Origin of the sequence: Xanthomonas translucens pv. cerealis (assembly GCF_006838285.1) — a bacterium.
Lineage (GTDB): Bacteria > Pseudomonadota > Gammaproteobacteria > Xanthomonadales > Xanthomonadaceae > Xanthomonas_A > Xanthomonas_A cerealis.
In genome coordinates this window covers 2338911-2364794 of the sequence record NZ_CP038228.1, presented here as the reverse complement: position 1 = coordinate 2364794, position 25884 = coordinate 2338911, and the positions used below count along the sequence as shown (strand labels likewise).

Below are 25884 nucleotides of genomic sequence, written 5' to 3'. Positions count from 1 at the left end.
TTCATGTCGCCGGCCTGGCCGTGACGCGGCGTTAACACCTTGTTCGTCCGGGCTGGGGCCGGTACAATTCGGCGGCCTTTACGGCAACCCTGCGCTCCGGCGCAATCCTTCGCAATCGGCGAGCCAGGCGGTGCGTCTCATCAGCACGTTTCTGCCGGCCCCGCATCTCAGAGAAAACACAGCATGTCCATCGACACCCAGAAAGTCATCGAAGAAAACAAGCGCGGCGCCGCCGATACCGGCTCCCCGGAAGTGCAGGTCGCCCTGCTGACCGCGCGCATCGAGCTGCTGACCGGCCACTTCAAGACCCACAAGAAGGACCACCACAGCCGCCGCGGCCTGCTGCAGATGGTCAACCGCCGCCGCAGCCTGCTCGACTATCTGAAGAAGAAGGATGGCGAGCGCTACAAGGCGCTGATCGAGAAGCTCGGCCTGCGTCGCTGAGGCAACGAACCCTACCGCGGCGCAGTGATGCGCCGCGGTTTCGTTTTGGGTAGTACCGTGGCCCGGGGAATGCTCCGCGCCGCCGGCCGGATCCTCCCGGCCACCCGCCAGCGGCATGGGCCGTCAGCGGTCCATTCGAAGACAGCATCATCCAAGGAAACCCCGTGGCAAAAATCACCAAAACCTTCCAGTACGGCAAGCACACCGTCACCCTCGAAACCGGCGAGATCGCCCGCCAGGCCGGCGGTGCCGTCATCGTCAAGATGGACGACACCGTACTGCTGGTCACCGCCGTCGCCGCCAAGAGCGCGCGCGAAGGTCAGGACTTCTTCCCGCTGACGGTCGACTATCAGGAGAAGTTCTACGCCGGCGGCCGCATTCCCGGCGGCTTCTTCAAGCGCGAGGGTCGTGCGACCGAGAAGGAGACGCTGATTTCGCGTCTGATCGATCGTCCGATCCGTCCGCTGTTCCCGGAGGACTACAAGAACGAAGTGCAGATCATCGCCACGGTGATGTCGATGAACCCGGACATCGACGGCGACATCGCCGCGCTGATCGGCGCCTCGGCCGCGCTGTCGCTGGCCGGCACCCCATTCAACGGCCCGATCGGCGCCGCCAAGGTCGGTTACAAGAACGGCGAGTACATCCTCAACCCGACCATCACCGAGCTGAAGGATTCGCAGCTGGAGCTGGTCGTGGCCGGTACCGCCAACGCGGTGCTGATGGTCGAGTCCGAAGCGGCGCTGCTGTCCGAAAACGTGATGCTGGGCGCAGTCACCTTCGGCCATCGCGAGATGCAGAAGGTCATCAACATCATCAACGAGCTGACCGTCGAAGCCGGCACCAAGCCGTCGGACTGGGTCGCCCCGGCGAAGAACGAAGGCATGATCGCGGCGCTGAAGGAAGCGGTCGGCGATCAGCTGGCCTCGGCCTTCCAGGTGCGCGACAAGCTGCAGCGCCGCGACGCGATCTCGGCGATCAAGAAGGACGTGCTGGCGCAGCTGACGCCGCGCGCGGCGGTCGAAGGCTGGGTCGTCGCCGACCTGTCCAAAGAATTCGGCGAGCTGGAATACCAGACCATGCGCGGTTCGGTGCTGAGCACCAAGGTGCGCATCGACGGCCGTGCGCTGGACACGGTGCGTCCGATCAGCGTCAAGGCCGGCGTGCTGCCGCGCACCCATGGCTCGGCGCTGTTCACCCGCGGCGAGACCCAGGCGATCGTCATCACCACGCTGGGCACCGCCCGCGACGGCCAGGTGATCGACGCGGTCAGCGGCGAGTACAAGGAAAACTTCCTGTTCCATTACAACTTCCCCCCCTACTCGGTGGGCGAGTGCGGCCGCTTCGGCGCGCCGAAGCGTCGCGAGATCGGCCACGGCCGCCTCGCCAAGCGTGGCGTGCTGGCGGTGATGCCGAGCATGGAAGAGTTCCCGTACACGATCCGCGTGGTCTCTGAAATCACCGAGTCCAACGGTTCCTCGTCGATGGCGTCGGTGTGCGGCAGCTCGCTGGCGCTGATGGACGCCGGCGTGCCGATCAAGGCGCCGGTCGCGGGTATCGCGATGGGCCTGGTCAAGGAAGGCGAGGACTTCGTGGTGCTGTCGGACATCCTGGGCGATGAAGATCACCTGGGCGACATGGACTTCAAGGTCGCCGGTACCGCCGAAGGCGTGTCCGCGCTGCAGATGGACATCAAGATCGAGGGCATCACCGAAGAGATCATGAAGCAGGCCCTGGCGCAGGCCAAGGCCGGCCGACTGCACATTCTCGGCGAGATGGCCAGCGCGCTGACCACCCCGCGTTCGGAGCTGAGCGACTACGCGCCGCGCCTGCTGACGATCAAGATCCATCCGGACAAGATCCGCGAAGTGATCGGCAAGGGCGGCTCGACCATCCAGGCGATCACCAAGGAAACCGGCACCCAGATCGACATCCAGGACGACGGCACCATCATCATCGCCTCGGTCAACGCGATCGCTGCGCAGGCCGCCAAGGCGCGCATCGAGCAGATCACCTCGGACGTGGAGCCGGGCCGCATCTACGAAGGCAAGGTCGCCAAGATCATGGACTTCGGTGCATTCGTCACCATCCTGCCGGGCAAGGACGGCCTGGTGCACGTGTCGCAGATCTCCAGCGACCGCGTGGAAAAGGTCAGCGACGTGTTGAAGGAAGGCGATCTGGTCAAGGTCAAGGTGTTGGAAGTCGACAAGCAGGGCCGTATCCGCCTGTCGATGAAGGCCGTGGAAGAAGGCGAGGGCGTGACGGCCGAATAAGCCGTCGGCGTCCATTGCTGCAAAGAAAGCGGGCTTCGGCCCGCTTTTTTCATGCGCGGCGCTGGGACGTGGTGTGCGAGTTGGCTCGGCGATCAAGATGCGTAGCAGGCGAGGAACATTGTGGGAGCGACTTCAGTCGCCACGTGGCTGTGCCGGTAATGCCCGTCGCGACTGAAGTCGCTCCCACAACACTGCGTCAGCTGGAACACCTCGGTCGAAATGCCTTTGCGAGGCCAGTCGCGCGCTCAGTCCGCCTCGTCGCTGATCGCCGGATAGCGCGCCAGGTGCGCCGACAGCGGCCCCGGATGCGCCAGTTGGTAGCCTTGGCCGTAGCGCGCGCCCAGCGCCTGCAGGGTGGACAATTCGCTCTCGGTCTCGATGCCTTCGACGATCACGCTGGCGTTGGTTTCGGCGGCGAAGGACAGGATCGCCAGCGCCAGCCTCTGGCGCCGCGGTTCGGCATCGATGCCGCGGGTCAGGGTCAGGTCCAGTTTGATGATGTCCGGCGACAGGTGCAGCAGGTGGCGCAGGCTGGCGAAGCCGGTGCCGGCGTCGTCCAGCGCGATGCGCAGGCCCTGCCGCTGCAGCGCGCCGATATGCTCGGACAGGCGCGGGTAGTCTGGCGCCTGCAAGTGCTCGGTGATCTCCAGCACCACCCGCGACAGGTCGTGGCCATGCAGCAACTCCTCCAGCTGCGGGTGCAGCAGGGTCTGCGCGGAGACATTGATCGCCAGGTACAGCGGCGCCGGCAGCTGCGCCAGCAACGGCAGCGCTTTGCGCGCCGCGGCCAGCTCCAGTTCCAGCGCAAGCCCGACCTTGTTCGCGTCGTCGAACCAGCGCAACGGTGCCAGGCCGGGATTGGACGGGAACCGCGACAACGCCTCTACGCCGACGATGCGTTGCGTTGACAGCGCCAGCACCGGCTGGGTCACGATCTGCAGGCGTTCGTTGGCGATGACCTCGCGGATCCGCGTGGCGATCGCCGCCTTCTCGCGGAACGCGTGTTTCTCTGCGTTCTGGCGGCGCGCGATGTCGGTCTGCAGCGCGGCGCGGTCCATCGCCAGCGCCAGGGTCGCGCCGACCAGGGTCGCCAGCATCTCCAGCGTGCGCACGTCCTGCGCGGTGTAGCTGCAGGGGTAGGGCGACATCACCTTGAGCACGCCGATGCCGCGCTCGCCATAGCGGAGCGGCACCACCAGCATCGAGCGCAGGCCGACCTTGCGGCAGGCCTCCAGATTGACCCGCGGGTCCTGCTCCGAATCGTCGCACTGCAGCACCTTGCCGCTGCGCATGCATAGCCCGGACAGGCTGCAGGTGCTGGGCAGGCGCAGGCCCAGATGCTGTTCAGCGCTGCCGCTCGCCGACCAGTACAGCATGTCGTTGCCGTCGCGCATCTCCACCACCGCGCCGTTGGAGCGGGTCAGCTCCTGCGCGCGGCGGGTCACCACATCGACCACCTGCAACGGATCGCTGCCGGCGGCAGCGATCTCGCCCTGGGCCAGGATGATCCGCGATAGCAGCAGCGCATCCTCGCTCATCGTCGAGACAACCGGGTCGGACTCGGCAGTGGTATCGGCAGGGCGCTGGACCCAGTCCGAAACATCGGATTCCTTGGTCATGCCCGGATCATGCGCCGATGGTTCGGCGCAGGGCAATCGGATTTCGCCGGAGTTGCGCTAGCGGAGCATGGAATTGCAGCGCGCATCACGCTGCGCCATGGCATGCCCGAGCGCGGCGTTCAACCGGCCGTGCCGCCCTTGCGCGGTTTGCCGTACAGGATGCGCAGCTCGTCCTTGGCCTGCTCCAGCACTTCGCGCCGCTGCGCCGGCAACTGCTTGCCGGCGCGATTGATGTAGAACGTCAGCATCGACATCGCCGAACGATACGGGCCGGTGCGGCGCCGTGCGCTCTTGTCGGCGGAGTGCTTGAGCGAACGGGCGATGGACACCGGGTCGTCGCGTTCGAACACGCTGGGCGTGAGTTCTTGCGCATCGCTGCTTTCGTTTACCGGCTGGACCCAGTGGGTGTTAGAAACGTTCGAGCTGCTGTCTGCCACTGCTGATGCTCCTTGGCTAGTGAAAAATGCGGAGATGAAGTCAATGCCGGATCGCCGCCTCGCCGATGGCGGGCGGATGGCTCAGGGAAAGGAAACACGATGCGCCAACGTGCACGCCGTGCCGGTGCGAACTGCTACAGCGTGTGAAGAACGCTGCAATACACTGCAGCGCGCGATGGTCTGCGCGGCCCGGGTGTGTGCTGCGCAATGCCGTCGCACTGGCGCAGGCAGGCGCCACCACTGCATTGCTGCGTCGGCATCGACGCAGTTGTTCGATCATGCTGCCATGCTGCATGCAAGGCTCCCCAAAGCGAATTTTGCGTCCAGTGCGCTAACGCTAGATGCGCAGGCGTGACGGCATCGACAACATAGCCGCGCATTTTGGTGTAAGTGGTAGACAGTGTGGTCTTCACTGAATCATTAACCGAAAACCCCTTGAAAACAGCTGCGCCGCGCATGCTTGCTTGATCTGCATTGGTAACGTCACCATGTTTTCGGTGCGTGACTGACTCGGTTGTTGTGCCAAGGACGATCGCGACATTCCATGTTTTCGCCCGCAGTGCATTCGATCGCGACGTTGCGTCGCAGGAGATCGCATGTCGTTCGTGCAAGCACGCTTCCATCCTGCCGTCGCCCGCTGATTCGAGCGCCGTTTTGCCTCGCCGACGCCGGCGCAACTGGCTGCGTGGCCGGCGATCAAGGCCGGACGGCACACCTTGGTGGCGGCGCCCACCGGCTCCGGCAAGCCCCTGACCGCGTTTCTCGCTGCGCTCGATGCGCTGTTGCGTGAAGGTCTGTGCGATGGCGGACTCGCCGACCACACCCAAGTGTTATACGTGTCGCCGCTGAAAGCGCTTTCGAACGATATCTTGCTCAATCTCGCGGCGCCGCTGACCGGCATTCGCGCCGAGTTGGCCGCGCTCGGCCTGCCCGACGTGGAGATCCGCACCGCGGTGCGCCCCGGCGACACGCCGCAGCGCGCGCGCGCGCAGGCGCGGCGGCGCCCCGCCGCATGTGCTGGTGACCACGCCCGAGTCGCTGTACGTGCTGCTCGGGTCGGTGTCGGGGCGCGATGCGCCGCGCCACGTGCACACGGTGATCGTCGATGAGATCCACGCGCTTGCCGCGAACAAGCGCGGCAGCCACCTGGCGCTGTCGCTGCAGCGCCTGCAGCAGCTTTGCGCGGTGCCGCCGCTGCGCATCGGCCTGTCGGCGACGCAAAAGCCGATCGACGCGGTCGTGCGCTTTCTGGTCGGCAGCGCTGCGGTGCACGCCGGCCAGCCCGAGTGCGAGATCGTCGACATCGGCTATGCGCGTGCCCGCGACCTGGCGCTGGAGCTGCCGCCGACGCCGCTCAGCGTGACCATGTCCAACGACCAGTGGCAGCGGGTGTATGCGCGCCTGGCCGAACTGGTGCGCGCGCATCGCACCACGCTGGTGTTCGTCAACACCTGGCGCATGGCCGAACGCACCGCGCGGCATCTCGGCGAACTGCTCGGCAGCGGCATGGTGGCGGCGCACCACGGCAGCTTGGCGCGCGAGGCGCGGCTGCTCGCCGAGCAGCGGCTCAAGGCCAGCCAGTTGCAGGTGCTGGTCGCCACCGCATCGCTGGAACTTGGCCTGGACATCGGCGAAGTGGACCTGGTGTACCAGCTCGGCTCTCCGCGTTCGATCGCCAGTTTCCCGCAGCGCGCCGGGCGTTCCGGCCACGCCGTCGGCGGCACGCCGAAGGCGCGGCTGTTCCCGCAATCGCGCGACGACCTGGTCGAATGCGCGGCCCTGCTCGACTGCGTGCGTCGCGGCGAACTGGATGCGCTGCGCATCCTCGACGCGCCGCTGGACGTGCTGGCGCAGCAACTGGTCGCCGAGGTGGCGTGCCAGGAATGGGACGAGGACGCGCTGTACGCGCTGGTGCGCGCTGCCTGGCCGTACGCGGCGCTGCCGCGCGAACGTTTCGACACGGTGTTGCGGATGCTGCGCGATGGCTTCAGCATCCGGCTTGGTCCGCGTGCCGGCTATCTGCATCGCGACGCAGTGCATGGCCGCGTGCGCCAGCGCCGCGGCGCGCGCATGGCCGCGCTGACCTCCGGCGGCACGATTCCAGAGACCGGCGACTACAGCGTGTTGCTGGAGCCGCAGGCCGCGACCATCGGTACGGTCAACGAAGACTTCGCGGTGGAGAGCCTCAGCGGCGACGTGTTCCAGCCTGGCAATGCCAGCTATCGCATCCTGCGCGTGGAGGCAGGGAGGGTGCGGGTGGAAGACGCGCGCGGCGCGCCGCCGAACATCCCGTTCTGGCTAGGCGAGGCGCCGGGGCGCAGCGACGAACTGTCGGTGGGCGTGCCGCGGCTGCGCGCGCAGCTGGAGCGGTGCCTGGAGCAGGGCGGCACAGCGCAGGCGCTGGCCTGGCTGCACGCGGAACTGGCGCTGGACGCCGCCGCTGCGCAGCAGTTGCTGGACTATCTGGACCGCGCACGCACTGCGCTGGGCGCGCTGCCCACGCAAACTTGCATCGTGCTGGAGCGCTTCTTCGACGCCAGCGGCGGCACCCAGTTGGTGATCCACAGCGTGTACGGCAGCCGCATCAATCGCGCCTGGGGTCCGGCCTTGCGCAAGCGCATCTGCCGCATCTTCAATTTCGAACTGCAGGCGGCGGCCACCGAGGACGTGATCGTGTTGTCGCTGTCGACCCGGCACAGCTTCGCGCTGGAAGAGGTCGCGCGCTCTCTGCATGCGTCGTCGGCGCTGCAGCTGCTGGTGCAGGCGCTGCTGGACGCGCCGCTGTTCGGCGTGCGCTGGCGCTGGAATGCCACCAACGCGCTGGCCTTGCCGCGCTTCAGCGGCGGGCGCAAGGTCGCCCCGCCGCTGCAGCGGATGAAGTTGGAAGATCTGTTGGCCACGGTGTTCCCCGACCAGGTCGCCTGTGCGGAGAATCTGGTCGGCGAGCGCGAGATTCCCGAACACCTGCTGGTCGCGCAGACGCTGCACGATTGCCTGCACCAGGCGATGGACAGCGACGGCTGGCTGCAACTGCTGCGCGGCATCGAGGACGGCAGCGTGCGTGTGTTGGCGCGATCTGGCGGCGCCGTCGCCGCTCGCGGCCGAGGCGCTGGACGCGCGGCCGTACGCGTTCCTCGACGATGCGCCGCTGGAAGAGCGCCGCACCCAGGCTGTGCACAGCCGCCGCTACCAGGATCCGGACAGCGCCGATGACGTCAGCCGGCTCGACCCCGACGCGATCCCGCCGTGCGCGAGGAAGCCTGGCCGCAGCCGCGCAGCCGCGACGGGATGCACGAGGCGCTGGTCGCGCTCGGCGTGCTGGCGCAGCTGGAAGGCTTCGAAGCGCCGGCGGCGCTGTGGGAAGCGGAGCTGTTGCCGGCGCGGGTGCGCGACTACGCGTTGGCCTGGCTGGACGACCTGTGCAGCGCCGGGCGCACGCTGTGGACGCGCACGCCCCCGGCAGCGGTCAATGCCGGCGGCGCCGGTTCGCTGCGCAGCACGCCGATCCTGCTGCTGCCGCGGCGCAGTGCCGCGCAATGGTCATGGCTGGCGCCGGCCGCGGATGCCGCCGCGTCGGGTGCGCCAGGCTCGCGCGCGCAGAAAGTGGTCGATTACTTGGGTACGCATGGCGCCTCGTTCTTCGACGAGATCGCCGATGCCACGCGGCTGCTGTCCATCGAACTGGAAGATGCGCTGGCCGAGCTGGTGGCCGCAGGCCGCATCCACTGCGACAGCTACGCCGGTCTGCGCGCGTTGTTGGTGCCGGCCTCGAAGCGACCGTCGGCGCTGTTGCAGCGCCGGCGCCGGGTGCCGCTGTACGTCATCCAGGATGCGGGGCGCTGGGCGCTGCTGCGCGGCGTCAGCGAGGCTGGCGACGCCTCGGCGCGCAGCGAGGCGCTCGAGCATCTGGCGCGGACCTTGCTGCGTCGCTACGGCGTGATCTGCTGGCGTCTGCTCGAACGCGAAGCGTCGTGGCTGCCGCCGTGGCGCGAACTGCTGCGCGTCTATCAGCGGCGGGAGGCGCGTGGCGAGATCCGCGGCGGGCGCTTCATCGGTGGCCTGTCGGGCGAGCAGTTCGCCTTGCCCGAGGCGATCGGCCTGCTGCGCCAGGTGCGGCGCCAGCCGCACGACGGCGCCTGGCTGTGCGTGCCTGCCGCCGATCCGGCCAACCTGCTCGGCAGCGTGCTGCCGGGCAGCCGGGTGCCGCGCGTGCCCGGCGCACGGGTGCTGTACCGCGACGGCGTGCCGGTGGCGGCCTGGGTCGCCGAGCGTTTCGAGCCGTTGCAGGAATTGAGCGCTGCCGACAGCGCGCTGGCACGGCAGCGACTGACCGAAGCGCCTGCATCCGGCACACGCAATGAGATCGCAGCCATGCTCGCCGGCCTGCGCTGAGGCGCGATGCTCGCCTGCCTCCCTGTTCAGTAACGTATTTCATTCAGAGATCGCAGAGAAACCCTGTCCATGGGCAAAGTTTTCACGCTTTGTCTACGGATCGCCTAGGTTTGCATCACGCTTTTGCAGCTGCCCTGCACGGTCCGAATTCGTTTACAGAACAAGTGCAGCATGTGCGCAAAACGCGCCAAGCCGTTTCCTGCTGCTTCCAAAGCCTCTTCCAAAGGCTGTCGAGCGTATTCATCGAATACCCGCACGCCCACGCCTGTGTGCTGAATTCCGCAATTGAGGCATCGATTAAAGGCGGCTTCGGCGAGCGCCGATAGCGTTCAGGCAACGGGCGCTACCGCAGCAAGGACATCGCGGCCTTACGCACGTTGATGTTCATTCCCGACGACGTCAGGCGGATTGCCACGGGAAGGAGCATCGAGACCGGTCGTGGTGACACGGTCGTTACCAAACAATCGGGGAAACATCATGTTGGGCAATATGAAAATCGGTATCAGGCTGACCTGCGCGTTCCTGATCGTGGCGGCCATCGGCGCGTGCATAGGCGCGATCGGCATCCGCAATTCCGGGCGCATCAACGACTACGCCACGCAGTTGTACGAGCGCGAGTTGCTCGGCCTGTCCAACATCAAGGAAGCCAACATCAACCTGATCAACGCCGGCCGTGCGCGCGCCAACCTGCAGCTGTCCTCCACCCAGGAGGAGCGCGCCAAGCATCTGGCCAGCCTGGACAAGTACACCGCCAACGTCGTCGATTACGTCGCCAAGGCGCGGGGGTCATTCAGCGCCCCGGAGTCCAAGGCCAAACTGGCGCGTTTCGACAGCGTGTGGAAGGACTACCTGCTGCATCGCGGCCGGTTCGTCGAAAAGGTCGCGCGCGAGCCGCTGCAGCATACCAGCCCGGAACTCATCGACCTGTCCGGCAAGGTGCGCGGCGCTTCCGACGAACTTGATCTGCTGATGAGCGAACTGGCCGCCATCAAGGAAACCCGCGCCGCCGAGGCAAGCGCCGAAACCCATGCAATCCATGTCAGCAGCGCCAGGATGCTGACCGCGATCATCGTCGGCGGCGTGCTGCTCGGGGTCGGTATGGGTTTCTTCATCAGCCGCAGCGTGACCAAGCCGATCGGCAAGGCGGTGGATGTCGCCAATGCGTTGGCCGAGGGCGACCTGAGCGTGCTGATCGAGGTCAAGTCGAAGGACGAGGCAGGGCAGTTGCTGCTGGCGATGCAGCGCATGGTCGGCAAGTTGCAGCAGGTGGTCGGCGAGGTCAACGCCAGCGCGCAGACCCTGGCCGGCGCTTCGGAGGAAGTCAATGCGACCGCGCAGTCGCTGAGCCAGGCCTCGACCGAGCAGGCGGCCGGGGTCGAGGAGACCAGCGCCTCGCTGGAGCAGATGACCGCCTCGATCGGGCAGAACACCGACAACGCACGCATCACCGACGGCATGGCGGCGCAGGCTGCCAGGGAAACGCTGGAGGGCGGCGAAGCCGTGGTGGCCACCGTGGCGGCGATGAAGCAGATCGCGCAGAAGATCGGCATCATCGACGACATCGCCTACCAGACCAATCTGCTGGCGCTGAATGCGGCGATCGAGGCGGCGCGCGCCGGCGAGCATGGCAAAGGCTTCGCCGTGGTCGCCGCGGAAGTGCGCAAGCTGGCCGAGCGCAGCCAGATCGCCGCGCAGGAAATCGGCGAGGTCGCCGGCTCCAGCGTCGAGCTGGCGGAGAAGGCCGGACGCCTGCTGGAAACCATCGTGCCCAGCATCAAGAAGACCTCCGATCTGGTGCAGGAAATCGCCGCCGCCTCGCAGGAGCAGGCGTCCGGTGTAGCGCAGATCAATGCCGCAGTGGTGCAGTTGAGCCAGACCACGCAGCACAACGCCACCGCCTCCGAGGAGTTGGCGGCGACCGCCGAAGCAATGAGTTCGCAGGCCATGCAATTGCAGGACAGCATGGCGTTCTTCCAGTTGCCCGGGCTTGCGCGCACCGGCAGCGCACAGATGCGCGAAGGCGATGCGGAAAGCTCGGCGCGCAACCCCCGATCGCGTCCGGCAGTGCGCGATCGGATGAGTGCTGCGCGCCGGCCGGGCAGCGCAAAGCCGGACCGCGGCGAGGTGCGGCTGGGTCATGCCTGATGCGCCGCGCGGCGACACCGCGCGGCGCTCGAACGCTTCCCTGCCCCCATAACGTGCATCCCCTTTCGGAGAGAATTCCGTGATCAAAAACACCAAGATATCGACCAAACTCTACGGCGGATTTTCGGTCATTCTGTTGATTCTCGTGGCGCTGGCAGCGGTGGCCTACTACAACGTCACCGCGTTGTCGCAGGCCAACTACTGGAACACGCACACCTACAAAGTGATCGCCGAAGTGGACGGCGCGCTCACCAGCCTGATCAACATCGAGACCGGCACCCGCGGGTTCTCCCTGACCGGCGAAGACGAATTCCTGCAGCCCTACCGGACCGGCCTGGCCGATTTTGAGCAGCACCTGACCAAAGCCCGCGAGTTGACCGTTGACAATGCCAAACAACAGACGCGGCTGAATGCGTTGAAGGAGGCGCAGAAGCAGTGGCTGGGCCAGGCAGTGCACCCGCAGATCGCCTTGCGCCACAACGTCAACGGCGGCGACGCGACGATGGAGGCGCTCGCGGCCGCGGTGCGCTCTTCCAAGGGCAAGGCCTACATGGACGCCATGCGCGACAAGATGGCCGAAGTGCGCCAGGCCGAGAGCGATCTGCTGGCGGCACGTGCGGCCGAGGCCGAGCAACTGCAGCGGCGCACCAGCATCACCTTGATCATCGGCAGCCTGGCCGCGGCGCTGTGCGCGGTGATGATCGGGTTCCTGATCACGCGCTCGCTGATGACCGAACTGGGGGGCGAGCCGGGCATGGTGATGGAAGTGGCCACGCGCATCGCGCAGGGCGATCTCACCGTGCAGGTGCCGACCCGCGGCAACGATACCAGCAGCGCGATGGTGGCCTTGCAAATGATGGTCGACCGCTTGGCGGAGGTGGTCGGCGACGTCAACAACAGCGCGCAGTCGCTGGCCGGTTCGTCGGAGGAGGTCAGCGCCACCGCGCAGGCATTGAGCCAGGCGGCCAGCGAACAGGCTGCCGGGGTGGAGGAGACCAGCGCCTCGCTGGAGCAAATGACCGCTTCGATCGGGCAGAACACCGACAACGCCCGGATCACCGAGGGCATGTCCGCGCAGGCGGCCAAGGACGCCGTCGAAGGCGGCGCCGCGGTGCTGGCCTCCACCCATGCGATGAAGCAGATCGCGCAGAAGATCGGCATCATCGACGACATCGCCTACCAGACCAACCTGCTGGCGCTGAACGCGGCGATCGAGGCCGCGCGTGCCGGCGAGCATGGCAAGGGCTTTGCGGTGGTCGCCGCGGAAGTGCGCAAGCTGGCCGAGCGCAGCCAGGTGGCCGCGCAGGAAATCGGCGAGGTGGCGGCCAACAGCGTGGGCCTGGCGGACCGCGCAGGCAACCTGCTGGAGACCATCGTGCCCAGTATCAAGAAGACCTCCGACCTGGTGCAGGAGATCGCCGCCGCGTCGCAGGAGCAGTCCTCCGGCGTGAACCAGATCAATCTTGCGGTGTCGCAGCTGAGCCAGACCACGCAGCAGAACGCCACTGCCTCCGAGCAGCTGGCGGCGACCGCCGAGCAAATGAGCTCGCAGGCCGAGTCGCTGCAGCATGCAATGGCGTTCTTCCGCTTGAACCGCGGCCAGGAGACGTTGCCGCCGCGCGGCGTCGAGCGGCCACGCACGGGCGTGGTGCGGCCGGCGCGGGCGGCGGCAGGTAAGGCCGCACGTGCGCGGCCTTTGCCTGCCGCCTATGCGATGGTCGAATCCCCGGACGAAGCGCAATTCGTCAATTTCTAGAGGATGAGCTGATGCAGAACGCGACGTTTGGTGCTTCGGCGCAAGAGCCCGATCATGGCCCATTGCAGTTCCTGACCTTCCAGCTGGGCCAGGAGTTGTTCGGCCTGAGCATCGTGGGCATCAAGGAAATCATCGAGTACCGTGCGCCCACGCCGGTCCCGTCCATGCCTGCGTGCGTGCGCGGGGTGATCAACCTGCGTGGCGCGGTGGTGCCGATCGTGGATCTGCAACGGCGGCTCGGCCGCGCGTCCAACGAGGTCACCCGGCGCAGTTGCGTGGTGATCGTGACGCTGGAACGCGAAGGCGCCGATCAGGCGTTCGGGTTGCTGGTCGACGCGGTCAGCGAGGTGCTGGATATTTCGCCGCAGCAGATCGAGGCGGCACCGTCGTTCGGTTGCGGCATCGGCGACGAACTGATGCAGGGCGTGGGAAAGTTGGACGGTCGGCTGGTGATCCTTCTGGAGCGCACGCGTGTGCTGGCGATCGACGGCGACGTCCATGCCCACGCGCCTGCGGCCGCGTTGGCCGCCTGAGCGTTCTGCGCTGTCGCCGTGATACGCGCATCACGTTGGACCGGCTAGTGTCGTGGCGGTAGGGCATCCGCCCGCCACAGCGAGGTCCGTACATGCCGAACCAGGACAAACAGCACAGCGACGAACAAGGCATCCGCGAAGGTCAGCAGGACCGCGCCCAGGACGACACCGCCAAGCAACGGCAGGGACTGGAGGACGAGAAACTGCGCCAGGCGCACGAGCGCGGCCCCAGTTCCGGCGAACACACCGGCTGAAGCTGCCGTCGCCTGCCGTTCACAGCGATGGCGAGCGCGGCGCCGCTGCCCCGTGCGCAGCAGATCAGCAACTGAACCGCGCAGCGCCAACCGCCGCGCAATGCCATCGCGGTAGGGGCGTGTCCTATGTGTGCCGGCGCCGGAATGCAGCCACAAAAAAGCCCCGGAGTTGCCTCCGGGGCTTTTGTCTGAACAAGTGGTGGAGCGGAAGGGGATCGAACCCTCGACCTTCGCATTGCGAACGCGACGCTCTCCCAGCTGAGCTACCGCCCCACATCAGACGCATAGTCTAACTGGCCCATGGCATGCGTGCCAAGAGGGGCGGTGGATCTGTGGCGGCGAGGCAGTCCCGACGCGCCGCGCGCAGCGCGGCTTGCGCAGCGCATCCGTAGGCGCAAGCCGCGCCGGCTCCATGTGAAGACAGGAATACGCACGCGCATTCGGGCAGCCAGCGGACAGAGTCGATATAATAGGAGGCCGAAATCCTCGCCAGACGATTTCGTCGTTCCGGATGAAATATTCCGTCCGTTCCAAATCTTTTATCCACGGGTCTTTGAAAAATGACGGAAGTTCGCAACTTGCAACAAATCGCCGAAGCCAAGGCCAAGCTGCACGAAGAAATTCGCAAGCTGGAAGAGCAGGAGAAGCAGGCGCGCGAAGGCGAGACCAGCGCCGCGCATGCCAACATCCTGTCGCTGCTGGAGCAGTTCGCCGAGTTCTTCAGCGCCAAGCAGCGCAACGAGATCGCTGCCTACGTGACCAGTGCGGCGCCGAAGCCGGCCAGCGCCAAGTCCTCCGGCGGCCGCAGCGAGGTCAAGCCGAAGTACCAGCTGCCGCACACCGGCGAGACCTGGTCCGGCCGCGGCCGCACCCCGAAGGCGTTCGCCGCCTGGGAAGGGACCGCCGCCTACAACGAATGGAAGGCGCGCAACCCGGACCTGAAGTTCCCGCTGGTCAAATACTGATCGGTCGAAAAAGGCCAGGTTTCCTGGCCTTTTTATCCCCGATGGTTTTTAAACAGTATGGCGCTGGCCTCGCTTCGCCATGGATGAACGGATTGCGTCCGGCATGCCGGAGCATGGCGCGCAGCGCCAGGACCTGCTTGCCTGGGCGGCCTGGCGCCGGAGAATACGTTGCGATTGCCAGGTGCTTTTCGTCCGTGCGCTGGCGACCCTGCGGTCGCGACTTCAGTTGCGACGTGTTCTACCAGTAAAGCCGTCGCGACTGAAGTCGCCCACAACGCTTCGCTTGCTGACGCTTGCGCCGATGCTGTCCTAGCCCGCGCTGCCCAGCAGCGGCTGCAGCGTCGCTTCCAGTTCGCGCCGGCGCCAGCCGGCCAGCGGCTGCGGCCATTGGCCGCCTTCCAGCAGGGCTTCCAGGTGCTTGCGCGAAGCGAGCAGGCCGTCGGCCAGGCCGAGTTCGGCGCTGCGTGCGGATACCGCGTCCTGCAGTCGCTTCAAGGCGGCCTTGTTGTCGTCGCTGGCGGCCAGCGCCAACGGCGCGTCCGCTTCGTCGGCCAGCGGCGTGGTCAGCGCCTGCCACAGCGCGTCGCCGAGCTTGCGCGGCGCTTTGGGGTGCTTGTCCAGCATCGCCTGCAGCGCGTGGCGGTCGCCGGGAGGGAAGCGCGCCAGGGTGGCGGCCAGTTCGTTGTCCAGGATCCAGCTGCGCGGCTTGTCGCTGTGCCGTGCTTGCACGTCGCGCCAGCGCAGCAGGCGCAGCAGGCGCTGCTGCGCCGGCGGATCCATGAACTGCGCCGAGCGCATGCCCAGATGCGGCCAGCGCTCTCCTTCGTCGTGCTCCACGGTGCCGAGCAGGCGCTCGCCGTCTTCGTGCAGCCAGGCGCTGCGGTCCAGCGTTTGCAGCCGTTCCTGCAATGCGTCGTGGATCGCGAACAGGTGGCGCACGTCGTCGGCGGCGTAGTCCAGCTGCGCAGGCGACAGCGGACGGCGCAGCCAGTCCGAGCGGGTCTCGCCCTTGGCCAGGTGCACGCCGGTGATTTCCTGGACCAGCTTCTGGTAGCCCATGCCGGCGCCGATGCCGGCCAGGCCGGCGCCGATCTGGGTGTCGAACAGGGGCCGTGGCAGCGCGCCGCAGGCACACTTGAACGCGACCAGGTCTTCGCTGGCGCTGTGCATGACCTTGAGGATGGCCGGGTCCGACAGCCACGGCGCCAGCGCTTGCGGCATGCCGGGGATCAGCGGATCGATCAGCAGGATCTCGTCGGCCACCGCCATCTGCACCAGTGCCAATTGCGGCCAGTAGGTGCGTTCGCGGACGAATTCGGTATCCAGGCCGATCCTGGCCGGGCGCTGCGCCAGCCGTTCGGCCAGCTCGGCGGGTTGCTTGATCCAATAGGGCACGTGGTTTCCGTCGAATGCAGGGTTTGCTCAGGCAGGCGAGAATAGCCTAACGTCGGCCCGCCGGCCGCACGGACGCGATGCGCGGATGCCATCGGGAGGCCAATGTCGTTGGGAGGAAGCGTGCGTACGAGCGGCACCGTGATCGCCTGGACCCTGCTGGTCGCGCTGCTGTGCGGCTGCAGCGGGCCGGCGCCTGCGCCACCGGCGCAACCCGCCAGGCCTGTGCTCGCCAAACCCGCGCAGGCGGCGGCAACGGCAGCCAGCAAGTCGGTGCAGGCGCCAAGCGTCACCATCGGCGGCGAGGATGCCGCCGAGACGGTGGCGCGCTGGCAGCCGCCGCTGCCGGCGCTCGAGCGCGCGCAACTGGCGCGGGCGCGCCGCGATGCCGCGCGCGCGCTGGCCGAGGACCGCCTGTTCGAGGACCCGCAATCGGCGATCCCGCTGTACCTGGCGATCCGTGCGCTGGCGCCGCAGGACCCGGTCGCGCGCGACGGCCTGCGCAAGGCGCGGCGCCGGCTGCTGCAACTCGGCGACGACCTGTTGCGCGCATCGGAGCAGCAGGAGCAGGCACCCGGGCGCGCCGATCGCATCGCGATGGTGGCGCTGTCGCTGGATGCCGACGATCCGGCGGTGCGGCGCCTGCAGCAGCGGGTGGAGACCGCGCAGCGGGTGCTGGCCTACAACCGCGCTGGCGAAGACGATCTACGCGCCGGTCGGCTCGGCGAAGACGGCAACGGCGCGCTGGCCAACTTCCGCGAAGCACTGCAACTTGACGCCGACGACGCGCGCGCCCGTCAGGGCGTGGCGGCGGTGGAGAGCGCGTTGATCCGGCGCGCCGAGGCGGCCGCGAGGCTGTCCGATTTCGCCGCTGCCGGCAGCTGGCTGGCGCGCGCGGCGCGGATCCGCGACGCTGCCGCCACCGTGCGTGACGCGCGTGTGCGGGTGGAAGGCGTACGCACCGCGCGCATCGCCGTGCTGCGCGACGCCGGCCTGCGCGACCTGGCCACGCCGGCCGGACTGAAGGCGGCGCGCGAGAAACTGGGCGATGTGTTGCGCATCGCCGATCCGGGCGATCCGGTGGCGGCGATGCTGCGCGAGCGTATCGACCTGGCCACCTACTACGGCAGCTTCCGCCCCGGCCAGGTGTTCACCGACGCCATGAGCAGCGGCGAGCGCGGGCCGCAGATGATCGTGGTGCCGCACGGCGGCTTCCGCATGGGCGCCAGCGACAGCGAGCCGGGCGCGATGCCGGCGGAGCAGCCGCTGCACTACGTGCGTTTCGACCGCGGCTTCGCGATGTCGATCACCGAGGTCACCGTGGCCGAGTTCCGTCGCTTCGTCGAGGTCAGCGGCGCGCGGCCGCGGGCCACGCGGCGCGGGCATTCGATCGTCTACGATGAGCGCAGCGGCAACTTCGTGCGCCGCAGCGGCACCGACTGGCAGTCCGGCTACAACGGCGCGCGCGCCGCGCCGAACAGCCCGGTGATGCACGTCAGCGTGCGCGATGCCGAGGCCTACGCAGCGTGGCTGTCGCAGCAGACGGGGCGCCACTACCGGCTGCCCAGCGAGGCCGAGTTCGAATACGCGCTGCGCGCCGGCGGCCGCGGCCGTTATCCCTGGGGCAACGCCGGCACGCCGCCGCCCGGCGCCGGCAACTTCACCGGCGGCGGCGACGTCTCGCCCGGCGGCCGGCACTGGAACAACTCCTTCGTCGGCTATGCCGACGGCTTCTGGGGGCCGGCGCCGGTCGCCAGCTTCAAGGCCAACGCCTGGGGTCTGCACGACATGGGCGGCAACCTCAGCGAGTGGGTCGCCGATTGCTGGCATTCCAGCTACCGCCGCGCACCGGCCGACGGCGCCTCTTGGTACAACCCCGGCTGCCGCTCGCGTGTGGTGCGCGGCGGCAACTGGGCCAACGCGCCGGAGCAGACCCGTTCCGCCTGGCGGCTGATGCAGGACTCCGATACCACCAGCGCCCGGGTCGGTTTCCGCCTGGTGCGCGGAATTTGACGCGGCCGCGCAGCGCGCCCGGCTACAGTGCCGCGCACAGGCAGGCGCCTTCGCCGCCCACCAGCCAGCAAGGGGATTGGAGATGAGCAACGTGTTCGGCCGCCAGGGCGGGGAACAGGGCGGGAACCGCCGCGGGCCGCTGGGCGGCGTGCGCTGGCTGGTGCTGCTGGGCTTCGCGGTGTACGCAGGGTTCTATTGGTTCTCCAACCGCAGCGAGGATCCCTACACCGGCCAGAAGGTGCTGATCGACAATTCGCTCGGCGTCGAGGACGAGAAGGCGCTGGGCCTGCAGGCTTACCAGGAGATCCTGGCGAAGGAACACCCGGTCGATCCGCAGTCGCAGGTGGCGCAGCAGGTGCGCGCGATCGCGCAGCGGCTGATCGCCAAGGTCGACGTGGTCGAGGACGCGCTGGCCGCCGAGCACGGCATGCAGGCCAGGCACTACGCGCGCGGCTTCGACTGGGACGTCAACGTGATCGAGTCCGAGCAGGCCAATGCGTTCTGCCTGCCCGGCGGCAAGATGGCGGTCTACACCGGCTTGTTGCCGGTGACCAGGAGCGCCGATGCGATGGCGGTGGTGATGGGCCACGAGATCGCGCATGCACTGCTGCGCCACGGCGCGCAACGCATGGCGCAGCAGAAGCTGACCCAGATCGGGCAGATGGCCGGCGCGGCCAGCGGCATGGACCCGCAACAGCAGCAGATGGCGATGGCGGCGATGGGCTATGGCTATCTGCTGCCGTACGCGCGCAGCCACGAGACCCAGGCCGACGAGGTCGGGCTGATGCTGGCCGCGGCGGCGTGTTTCGATCCGCGCGAAGCGGTGCCGCTGTGGCAGCGGATGAGCGCCAGCGGCGGCGGCCAGGCGCCGCCCGAGTTCTCGTCCACGCACCCCAATCCGGGCACGCGGATCCAGAACCTGCAGGCGCTGATGCCCAAGGCGCTGGAGTACCGGCAGCGCTTCTGCGAAACGGCGAAGACGGCGCAGCGATAAGCGCGCCGTCGCCACGCGCCGCGGCAGCTGCCTGGTTGCTGAATGTGGCTGGGTGCGGCTGCGAGGGCGCGCATGGCGCGGGTGCATCATGCGCCTGTCGCCACCGCGAGACTCATCCATGAAACGCTTGCTGCTGTCATTGCTGGGACTGGCCGCGCTGCTGGCCGGCTGCGCCAGCAACCGGATCAGCGACGACGAGCGCCTGGCGCTGTACCGCGCCCACGCTGCTGCGCCGGTGCGCGACTTCCAGTACTTCAACCGGCTCAGCGGCTGGACCGCGCTCGGCGACAGCGCGCTTGCGGTGTGGACGCGGCCGAACCAGGCCTATCTGCTGGAGTTGAGCGGCCGCTGCACCGATCTGGACTTCGCTCCCAGCATCGCCATCACCCATTTCAGCGACCGCGTGTCGGCGCGTTTCGACGACGTGCTGGTGATCGGCGGCAGCCCGGGCGCGATCCGCCTGCCGTGCCGCATCCAGAGCATCCGCCCGCTCGACATCAAGGCGCTGCGTATCTCGGAAAAGGAATTGCGCCAGGCCAAGGTGCAGGAGCGGGCGCAGCGTCAGGCGCCGGCGCAGTAGCGTCGGCGTCAGGCGGGTTGCGGTTGGTGTGGAAGAGGCGGGCGCGCAGCGGCTGCGGTCGCGGCGGGCTTTGCCGATGGGTTCTGTCGCGGCTGAAGCCGCTCCTACACGGAGCTTCGTCTTGCCTGCGCTCAGGACTCCTGCTCGGGTTCCACGTAGCCCTCGGGCTTGGGTGCGCCGCCCTGGAACAGGAATTTCTCCAGTTCTGCCTCGAGGAACGCGCGATGCTTGGGTTCGCGCGGCGATAGCCGGTTCTCGTTGATCAGCATGGTCTGGTGCGCCAGCCACGCCTGCCAGCCGGCCTTGCCGATCTGCGCGAACACGCGCTGGCCGAGTTCGCCGGGATACGGCACGTAGTCGAGGCCTTCGGTGTCGCGTTGTTGGTACTGGCAGAAGACGGTGCGGGACATGGCGGTTCCTGGTGGCGCGGTGGGCGACGATCAGAGGCCGTCGAGCAGTTTGCGGATCGGGGCGGGCAGGCCGAGTGCGGACAGGTCGGCACGCGCCACCCAGCGCAGGTCGTCATTGTCGCGTACCGCGTCACGCAGGGCGACCTTGCGCAGGCGCAGCGGCTGCAGGTGCAGGCGATAGTGGCTGAAGGTATGCACGATCGGCGGCATCGGCTCGGCCGCGTCGAAGTCGCGGCCGCGTGTCTGGCGTTCGAACCAGGCGCGCAATTCGCTCTCGCTCTCGGCCTGCGGCAGCGTCCACAGCGAGGCCCAGATGCCGCTCGGCGGGCGCCGTTGCAGCAGCAGCTCGCCGGCGGCGTTCTCCAGCAGCAGCGCCAATGCTTCGCGTTCGGGCAGGGTCTTGCCCGGTTTCGGGGTGGGCAATGCTTCGACCAGGCCGTCGCGGCGCGCTACGCAGTCGTGCTGCAGCGGGCACAGCACGCAGGCCGGGTTGGCGCGGGTGCACAGGGTGGCGCCGAAATCCATCTGCGCCTGGGTGTAGTCGGCCATGCGCCCGTCGGCGACCGCGGCCACGTGCGCTTCGGCGATCGCCCACAGCGGCTTCTCCACTGCTGGCAGGCCGGGATAGCCGGCGATGCCGTGGTAGCGGGTCAGCACGCGCTTGACGTTGCCGTCCAGGATTGGGAAGCGGTCGTTCCAGGCCTGGCTGAGGATCGCGCCGGCAGTGCTGCGGCCGATCCCGGGCAGCGCGTGCAGCGCATCGATATCGCGCGGCAGCTCGCCGCCGTGCAGCTCCACGCAGCGCTTGGCCGCGGCATGCAGATTGCGCGCGCGGGCGTAGTAGCCCAGCCCAGCCCATTGCGCCATCACCGCGTCGGTGTCGGCCGCGGCCAGGTCGTGCAAGGTCGGAAAGTGCTGCAGGAAGCGCAGGAAGTACGGGATCACCACCGACACCTGGGTCTGCTGCAGCATGATTTCCGACAGCCACACGCGATACGGGCTGCGCGGATGCTGCCAGGGCAGGTCGTGGCGGCCGTGGCGGTCGAACCAGGCGAGCAGGCGGGGGGCGAAGGTGTCTGGGAGCTGGCGCATGCTGGCATCGAGTCGTTCCTTCTCCCATCGGGAGAAGGTGCCCCGAAGGGGCGGATGAGGGTACGGAGCGAAGCTCCGTGTAGTTGGGGTCGGCGGGACGCTTTCGCGCCGTACCCTCACCCCAACCCCTCTCCCGATGGGAGAGGGGCTCAAGGTCAGGCGCCCAGCGCTTCCGGCAGCAAGGCGTCGACGAAGGCTTCGGCGTCGAACACGCGCAGGTCTTCCGGGCGCTCGCCGATGCCGGCGTAGCGGATCGGGATGCCGAACTCGCGCGCCAGCGCGAACACCACGCCGCCCTTGGCGGTGCCGTCGAGCTTGGTCACCACCAGCCCGGTAACGCCGACCGCGGCGTGGAATTGGCGCAGCTGCGATAGCGCGTTCTGGCCGGTGGTGCCGTCGATGACCATCAGCACTTCGTGCGGCGCGGCCGGGTCGAGCTTGCCGAGCACGCGGCGGATCTTGCCCAGCTCGTTCATCAGCCCGGTCTGGGTGTGCAGGCGCCCGGCGGTGTCGGCGATCAGCACCTCGGTGCCGCGCGCCTTGCCGGCCTGCAGCGCGTCGAATGCGACCGAGGCGGCGTCGGCGTTCTGGCCCTGCGCGATCACGGTCACGCCATTGCGATCGCCCCAGGCCTGCAGCTGCGCCACCGCGGCGGCGCGGAAGGTGTCGCCGGCGGCCAGCATCAGGCTGTGGCCGTCGTCCTTGAAACGCTTGGCCAGCTTGCCGATGGTGGTGGTCTTGCCGACGCCGTTGACGCCGACGGTGAGCACCACGAACGGCTTGGCATTGCGGTCGATCTGCAGCGGTTTGGCGACCGGCTGCAGGATCGCGATCAGGTCGGCACGCAGCGCGCGCAGCAGCGCCTGCGCGTCGACGAATTCGCGCGCCTTCATGCGCTTGCGCAGGTTTTCGATCAGCGCGGTGGTGGCCGGCACGCCGACGTCGGCGGTGATCAGCGCGGTCTCGATCTCGTCGAGCAGGTCGTCGTCGAGCTTGGGGTTGCGCGCGAACAGGCCGCCGAAGCTGCGCGCGATGGTGCTGTTGCGCAGGCGTTCGCGCCAGCCGGACTTGCCGGCGGTGGCGGCGGGCGGCGCGTCGGCGCGCACGTCGAACGCGGCGGCGAATGCCGCGGCCGGATCGGGAAGCGGCGCCGCCGCAGCCGGGGTCGCCGCGGGCGCCGGCACGTGCACCTCGGGCGGCGGCGTGGGCGCCTGTGGCGGGAGCGCGACGTGGCCGGGCGCGGGGATGGGATCGGGCGCGACCGTGGGCGCCTCGCGCAGGGCGACGGGCGCGGCTACCTCCGGCGGCGGCGATGTCGGCGCGGCTTCGGCCGCGGGCGCAGCAGGTAAGGCCGGCGTTGGTGCCGGCGTGGCGGCTTCGCCGGCCGGCTTGGGGAAGGCGGCGGCCAGTTCCTCGATGCTGTAGCGCTGGGTGCCGCGGCTATCGCCAGCGTGGTCCTGGGGCTTGTTGCGGCGGAATAGGCTGACCATGGATAACGCGTGTACCGGAAACGGAGAATGCTACCACTTGCGCCTGTTAGGTCTGGGTGGGGGGCGGGACTCTGGACCCGGGACCCGGGACTCGAAGAACGTGAGTCGGTAACGCTTCTTTCAGTTCGCGGCGCTGCGCTTTCGAGTCCCGGGTCCAGAGTCCCGGCCCCCTCAAAGCTTCCCCTTCATCGACCGATAATCCCGCGGGGTCATGCCGACGGTGGCCTTGAACTGGCGCGCGAACGCGCTCTGGTCGGCAAAGCCGCAGACCTGGCCGATGCTGGCGATGCTGTCCTCGCCATGCAGCAGGCGCATCGCCGCTTCGATGCGCATCTTGGTCAGTAATTGCTGCGGGGTCAGCTGGAACACGCGGCGGAAATGCCGTTCCAGCTGCGCCACCGACAGTTCCGCCAGGTCGGCCAGGGTCTGCACGCGCAGGTTGTCGCCGTAGTGGTTCTGCATGTGCTCCATCGCGCGGCTGATGCGTTCGTAGGCCGAATGGCGGCTGTCCGGCTGGCCCAGGTCGCGCGAGATGCCGACCACGCCGATCACTTCGTTGTGCTCGCACAGCGGGCGCTTGAAGGTCAGGCACCAGCCCGGGGTGCGGTTCGGGAACAGGTGCACTTCCAACTGGTTCTCGATCATCTCGCCGCACAGCACGCGCCGGTCCTGCATCACGTAGCTGCCGCCCAGCGGCAGCGGGAACACTTCCAGCGCCGATTTGCCGATCAGGTCGGCACGGTATTTCTTGCCCAGACGCCGCACCAGGGTCAGGTTGACGTGGGTGTAGCGGCCGTCGCGGTCCTTGACGAAGAACACCACGTCCGGCAGCGCGTCGAACAGCGTCTGCATTTCCAGCGCGGAAATCAAAGTATCCATCTGCACTCACCGGGCGGTAGTAGGCTGCGGCGGCAGGCAAGCCGCGGCAAGCCTCCCCCTGTTTGTCGATCCTAGCCTAAGTCGGGCCTTCCGGGACGCTGGGGTTGTGCGAACTTCCGCATTTATGACACGCAAACGCTGCTAGCCGCCAGTGGCCCGGAATGTGAGCATGGATCTATGCATACACTCGATGTGATCGACTCGCATACCGGCGGCGAACCGACCCGTGTCGTCGTCGCCGGCTTTCCCGACCTGGGCACCGGCCCGCTGCCGCAGCGGCGCGATCTGTTCCGCGATCGCTTCGATCGCTGGCGCAGCGCCATCGCCTGCGAGCCGCGCGGCTCGGACACCATGGTCGGCGCGCTGCTGTTGCCGCCGATCGCGGCCGATGCCTGCGCCGCGGTGATCTTCTTCAACAACGTCGGCTATCTGGGCATGTGCGGCCACGGCACCATCGGCCTGGTGCGCACGCTGGCCGAGCTGGGCCGGCTGGCGCCGGGCACGCACCGCATCGAGACCCCGGTGGGGACGGTCGGGGTGAAGTTGCACGACGACGGCCGGGTCTCGGTGGACAACGTGGAAAGCTACCGCCACGCCGCCAGCATTGAGGTGCAGGTGCCGGGCTACGGCCGCGTGCGTGGCGACGTGGCCTGGGGCGGCAACTGGTTCTTCATCACCGAGCAGACGCCGTGCGCGCTGGAGCTGCGCAACCAGCGCGCGCTGACCGCGTACACCGAAGCGCTGCGGCTGGCGCTGGAAGCGGCCGGCATCCGCGGCGCCGACGATGGCGAGATCGACCATATCGAGATCAACGGCCCGGCGCCTGGCGCCGGCGCCGATGCGCGCAACTTCGTGCTGTGCCCGGGCCTGGCCTACGACCGCTCGCCGTGCGGCACCGGCACCAGCGCCAAGCTGGCGTGCCTGGCCGCCGACGGCAAGCTGGCGCCCGGCCAGGTGTGGCGCCAGGAGGGCATCCTCGGCAGCCTGTTCGAAGGCAGCTACGTGGCTGGCAGCCGCGGCGTGCTGCCGCGGATCACCGGGCAGGCGCATCTCACCGCGCGCGCGCAGTTGCTGATCGATGCGCAGGATCCGTTCGCCTGGGGCATCGGCGCCGGATGAGCGGCTTCGACCTGATCGTCGTCGGCGCCGGCATCGTCGGCGCGGCCTGCGCCGATGCGGCCGCGGCGGCCGGGTTGCGGGTGGCGATCGTCGAGTCGGGCACGATTGGCGGCGGTTCCACCGCTGCGGCGATGGGCCATCTGGTGGCGATGGACGAGGATCCTGCGGAATTGGCGCTGTCGGCGTATTCGCTGCGCCTGTGGGAAGAATTCGCGCACTTGCCGGCGGCCGAATTCAGCCGCTGCGGCACGCTGTGGGTGGCGCGGCAGGCAAGCGAGCTGGAGGCGATCCCGGCCAAGATCCAACGCCTGGCTGCGGCCGGCGTGCACGCCGAGGCGATCGATGCCGAGGCGTTGTACCGGCTGGAGCCGGCGCTGGTGCCGGGGCTGGCCGGCGGCATGCGCGTGGCCGCCGAAGCGGTGGTGTATCCGCCGCGGATGGCGCGACATCTGGTCGAGCGGGCGCTCGCCGCCGGTGCGCAGCTGTATGCCGGGTGCCGCGCGCTGGCGCTGGCCGGCGGCGGCGTGCTGCTGGACGACGGCAGCCGGCTGAGCGGGCCGGTGCTGGTCGCCACCGGCTGCGCGTTGACGGAGTTGCTGCCGGAATTGCCGATGCGTGCGCGCAAGGGGCAACTGGTCATCACCGACCGCTATCCCGGCTTCGTCGGCCACCAATTGCTGGAGCTTGGCTATGCCGACAGCGCGCATGGCAGCGACGGCAGCAGCGTGGCGTTCAACGTGCAGCCGCGGCCGACCGGGCAGATCCTGATCGGCTCCTCGCGCGAATTCGATGCCAGCGATCGCAGCGTGTCGATGCCGATGCTGCAACGCATGCTCGAGCGCGCGTTCGCGTTCCTGCCGGCGTTGCGCCAGCTGCAGGCGATCCGGGTCTGGACCGGGCTGCGTCCGGCCACGCCCGATGGCCGTCCCTACCTGGGCGCGGTGCCGGAGCGCGATGGCGTTTGGGTCGCGGCCGGCCACGAAGGCTTGGGCGTGACCACCGCGCTGGGCAGCGCGCGCTTGCTGCTGGATCTGCTGCTGCAGCGCACCCCTGCGCTGGATCCGGCGCCGTTCGCGCCCATGCGGGCGCTGTCGTGA

At 68.3% G+C, this 25884-nt stretch carries 20 protein-coding genes, 1 tRNA gene and 3 pseudogenes; 15 read left to right on the top strand and 9 right to left on the bottom strand.

Going from position 1 to position 25884, the window contains the following annotated elements:
* Nucleotides 1-183 precede the first annotated feature (183 nt).
* Both rpsO and pnp read left to right on the top strand, forming a co-directional pair.
* Entirely contained in the window at nucleotides 184-444 is a 261-nt protein-coding gene (gene rpsO / locus E4A48_RS10350) for a 30S ribosomal protein S15 (protein WP_003467392.1), read from the top strand.
* Nucleotides 445-608: 164 nt separating this feature from the next.
* Nucleotides 609-2717 (top strand): polyribonucleotide nucleotidyltransferase, encoded by a 2109-nt coding sequence (gene pnp, locus E4A48_RS10345; RefSeq protein WP_058196354.1) that lies wholly within the window; start codon nucleotides 609-611, stop codon nucleotides 2715-2717.
* A gap of 245 nt (nucleotides 2718-2962) precedes the next feature.
* Here pnp and E4A48_RS10340 read toward each other — a convergent pair whose 3' ends face one another.
* The 3 genes from E4A48_RS10340 to E4A48_RS10330 form a co-directional block, all read right to left on the bottom strand.
* The gene (locus E4A48_RS10340) at nucleotides 2963-4336 is read right to left on the bottom strand and encodes a sensor domain-containing phosphodiesterase (RefSeq protein WP_142742372.1); all 1374 of its coding nucleotides are present in this window, start codon (nucleotides 4334-4336) and stop codon (nucleotides 2963-2965) included.
* Nucleotides 4337-4455: 119 nt separating this feature from the next.
* Nucleotides 4456-4773 carry a DUF3175 domain-containing protein gene (locus tag E4A48_RS10335; RefSeq protein ID WP_039006777.1) on the bottom strand — a complete coding sequence of 106 codons (318 nt, stop codon included), beginning with the start codon at nucleotides 4771-4773 and terminating at the stop codon, nucleotides 4456-4458.
* Nucleotides 4774-4907: 134 nt separating this feature from the next.
* Nucleotides 4908-5384 (bottom strand): hypothetical protein, encoded by a 477-nt coding sequence (locus tag E4A48_RS10330; RefSeq protein ID WP_142742371.1) that lies wholly within the window; start codon nucleotides 5382-5384, stop codon nucleotides 4908-4910.
* On the opposite strand from E4A48_RS10330, the pseudogene E4A48_RS10325 reads away from it, so the two are divergent.
* From E4A48_RS10325 to E4A48_RS20560, 7 genes and pseudogenes are all read left to right on the top strand, one after another.
* Nucleotides 5370-8577 (top strand): annotated as a pseudogene (locus E4A48_RS10325) (DEAD/DEAH box helicase); the annotation flags it as partial. The gene E4A48_RS10330 and the pseudogene E4A48_RS10325 sit on opposite strands and share 15 nt — an antisense overlap.
* Before the next feature lie 3 nt (nucleotides 8578-8580).
* A complete protein-coding gene (locus E4A48_RS21720) occupies nucleotides 8581-9165 on the top strand; it encodes an Lhr family helicase (RefSeq protein WP_458296316.1) in 585 nt (194 codons plus the stop codon).
* Nucleotides 9166-9642: 477 nt separating this feature from the next.
* Nucleotides 9643-11310 carry a methyl-accepting chemotaxis protein gene (locus E4A48_RS10320; RefSeq protein WP_142742370.1) on the top strand — a complete coding sequence of 556 codons (1668 nt, stop codon included), beginning with the start codon at nucleotides 9643-9645 and terminating at the stop codon, nucleotides 11308-11310.
* A gap of 79 nt (nucleotides 11311-11389) precedes the next feature.
* Nucleotides 11390-11923: pseudogene (locus tag E4A48_RS21580) on the top strand (CHASE3 domain-containing protein); the annotation flags it as partial.
* Between the two features lie 153 nt (nucleotides 11924-12076).
* Nucleotides 12077-13066: pseudogene (locus tag E4A48_RS21575) on the top strand (methyl-accepting chemotaxis protein); the annotation flags it as partial.
* A gap of 11 nt (nucleotides 13067-13077) precedes the next feature.
* Nucleotides 13078-13599 carry a chemotaxis protein CheW gene (locus E4A48_RS10310; protein WP_039006769.1) on the top strand — a complete coding sequence of 174 codons (522 nt, stop codon included), beginning with the start codon at nucleotides 13078-13080 and terminating at the stop codon, nucleotides 13597-13599.
* Nucleotides 13600-13691: 92 nt separating this feature from the next.
* Nucleotides 13692-13853, top strand: a complete 162-nt coding sequence (locus E4A48_RS20560; RefSeq protein ID WP_185910642.1) for a hypothetical protein — start codon at nucleotides 13692-13694, stop codon at nucleotides 13851-13853.
* A 197-nt stretch (nucleotides 13854-14050) separates the two neighbouring features.
* Here the strand turns inward: E4A48_RS20560 and E4A48_RS10305 are convergent.
* Nucleotides 14051-14126, bottom strand: a tRNA-Ala gene (locus E4A48_RS10305).
* A 287-nt stretch (nucleotides 14127-14413) separates the two neighbouring features.
* Between E4A48_RS10305 and E4A48_RS10300 the strand changes: the two genes are divergently transcribed.
* Nucleotides 14414-14818, top strand: a complete 405-nt coding sequence (locus E4A48_RS10300) for an H-NS histone family protein (RefSeq protein ID WP_039006767.1) — start codon at nucleotides 14414-14416, stop codon at nucleotides 14816-14818.
* Between the two features lie 309 nt (nucleotides 14819-15127).
* Here the strand turns inward: E4A48_RS10300 and rnd are convergent, their stop codons facing one another.
* Nucleotides 15128-16213, bottom strand: a complete 1086-nt coding sequence (rnd, locus tag E4A48_RS10295) for a ribonuclease D (protein WP_039006765.1) — start codon at nucleotides 16211-16213, stop codon at nucleotides 15128-15130.
* A gap of 120 nt (nucleotides 16214-16333) precedes the next feature.
* On the opposite strand from rnd, the gene E4A48_RS10290 reads away from it, so the two are divergent.
* The 3 genes from E4A48_RS10290 to E4A48_RS10280 all read left to right on the top strand — a co-directional run bounded on the left by E4A48_RS10290 (nucleotide 16334) and on the right by E4A48_RS10280 (nucleotide 19797).
* Nucleotides 16334-18223: a formylglycine-generating enzyme family protein gene (locus E4A48_RS10290; protein WP_235426467.1), complete on the top strand. Its 1890-nt coding sequence runs from the start codon at nucleotides 16334-16336 to the stop codon at nucleotides 18221-18223.
* 82 nt (nucleotides 18224-18305) lie between these two features.
* On the top strand, nucleotides 18306-19217 hold the full coding sequence (locus tag E4A48_RS10285; protein WP_142742369.1) for a M48 family metallopeptidase: 912 nt from the start codon (nucleotides 18306-18308) through the stop codon (nucleotides 19215-19217).
* Nucleotides 19218-19335: 118 nt separating this feature from the next.
* Complete coding sequence (locus E4A48_RS10280; RefSeq protein WP_039009141.1) at nucleotides 19336-19797, top strand: DUF6491 family protein; 462 nt, start codon at nucleotides 19336-19338, stop codon at nucleotides 19795-19797.
* 131 nt (nucleotides 19798-19928) lie between these two features.
* Here E4A48_RS10280 and E4A48_RS10275 read toward each other — a convergent pair whose 3' ends face one another.
* The 4 genes from E4A48_RS10275 to E4A48_RS10260 form a co-directional block, all read right to left on the bottom strand.
* Nucleotides 19929-20207, bottom strand: coding sequence for an oxidative damage protection protein (locus E4A48_RS10275; protein WP_142742368.1), 279 nt, complete (start codon nucleotides 20205-20207; stop codon nucleotides 19929-19931).
* Between the two features lie 30 nt (nucleotides 20208-20237).
* Nucleotides 20238-21299, bottom strand: a complete 1062-nt coding sequence (gene mutY / locus E4A48_RS10270; protein ID WP_142742367.1) for an A/G-specific adenine glycosylase — start codon at nucleotides 21297-21299, stop codon at nucleotides 20238-20240.
* Between the two features lie 155 nt (nucleotides 21300-21454).
* Nucleotides 21455-22789 (bottom strand): signal recognition particle-docking protein FtsY, encoded by a 1335-nt coding sequence (ftsY, locus tag E4A48_RS10265; RefSeq protein ID WP_142742366.1) that lies wholly within the window; start codon nucleotides 22787-22789, stop codon nucleotides 21455-21457.
* A gap of 171 nt (nucleotides 22790-22960) precedes the next feature.
* Nucleotides 22961-23668, bottom strand: a complete 708-nt coding sequence (locus E4A48_RS10260) for an AraC family transcriptional regulator (RefSeq protein ID WP_142742365.1) — start codon at nucleotides 23666-23668, stop codon at nucleotides 22961-22963.
* Between the two features lie 177 nt (nucleotides 23669-23845).
* Here E4A48_RS10260 and E4A48_RS10255 point away from each other — a divergent pair, with 177 nt between their 5' ends.
* Complete coding sequence (locus E4A48_RS10255) at nucleotides 23846-24787, top strand: 4-hydroxyproline epimerase (protein ID WP_039006752.1); 942 nt, start codon at nucleotides 23846-23848, stop codon at nucleotides 24785-24787.
* Nucleotides 24784-25884, top strand: a complete 1101-nt coding sequence (locus E4A48_RS10250; RefSeq protein ID WP_058197106.1) for an NAD(P)/FAD-dependent oxidoreductase — start codon at nucleotides 24784-24786, stop codon at nucleotides 25882-25884. Before E4A48_RS10255 ends, E4A48_RS10250 begins: the two co-directional genes overlap by 4 nt.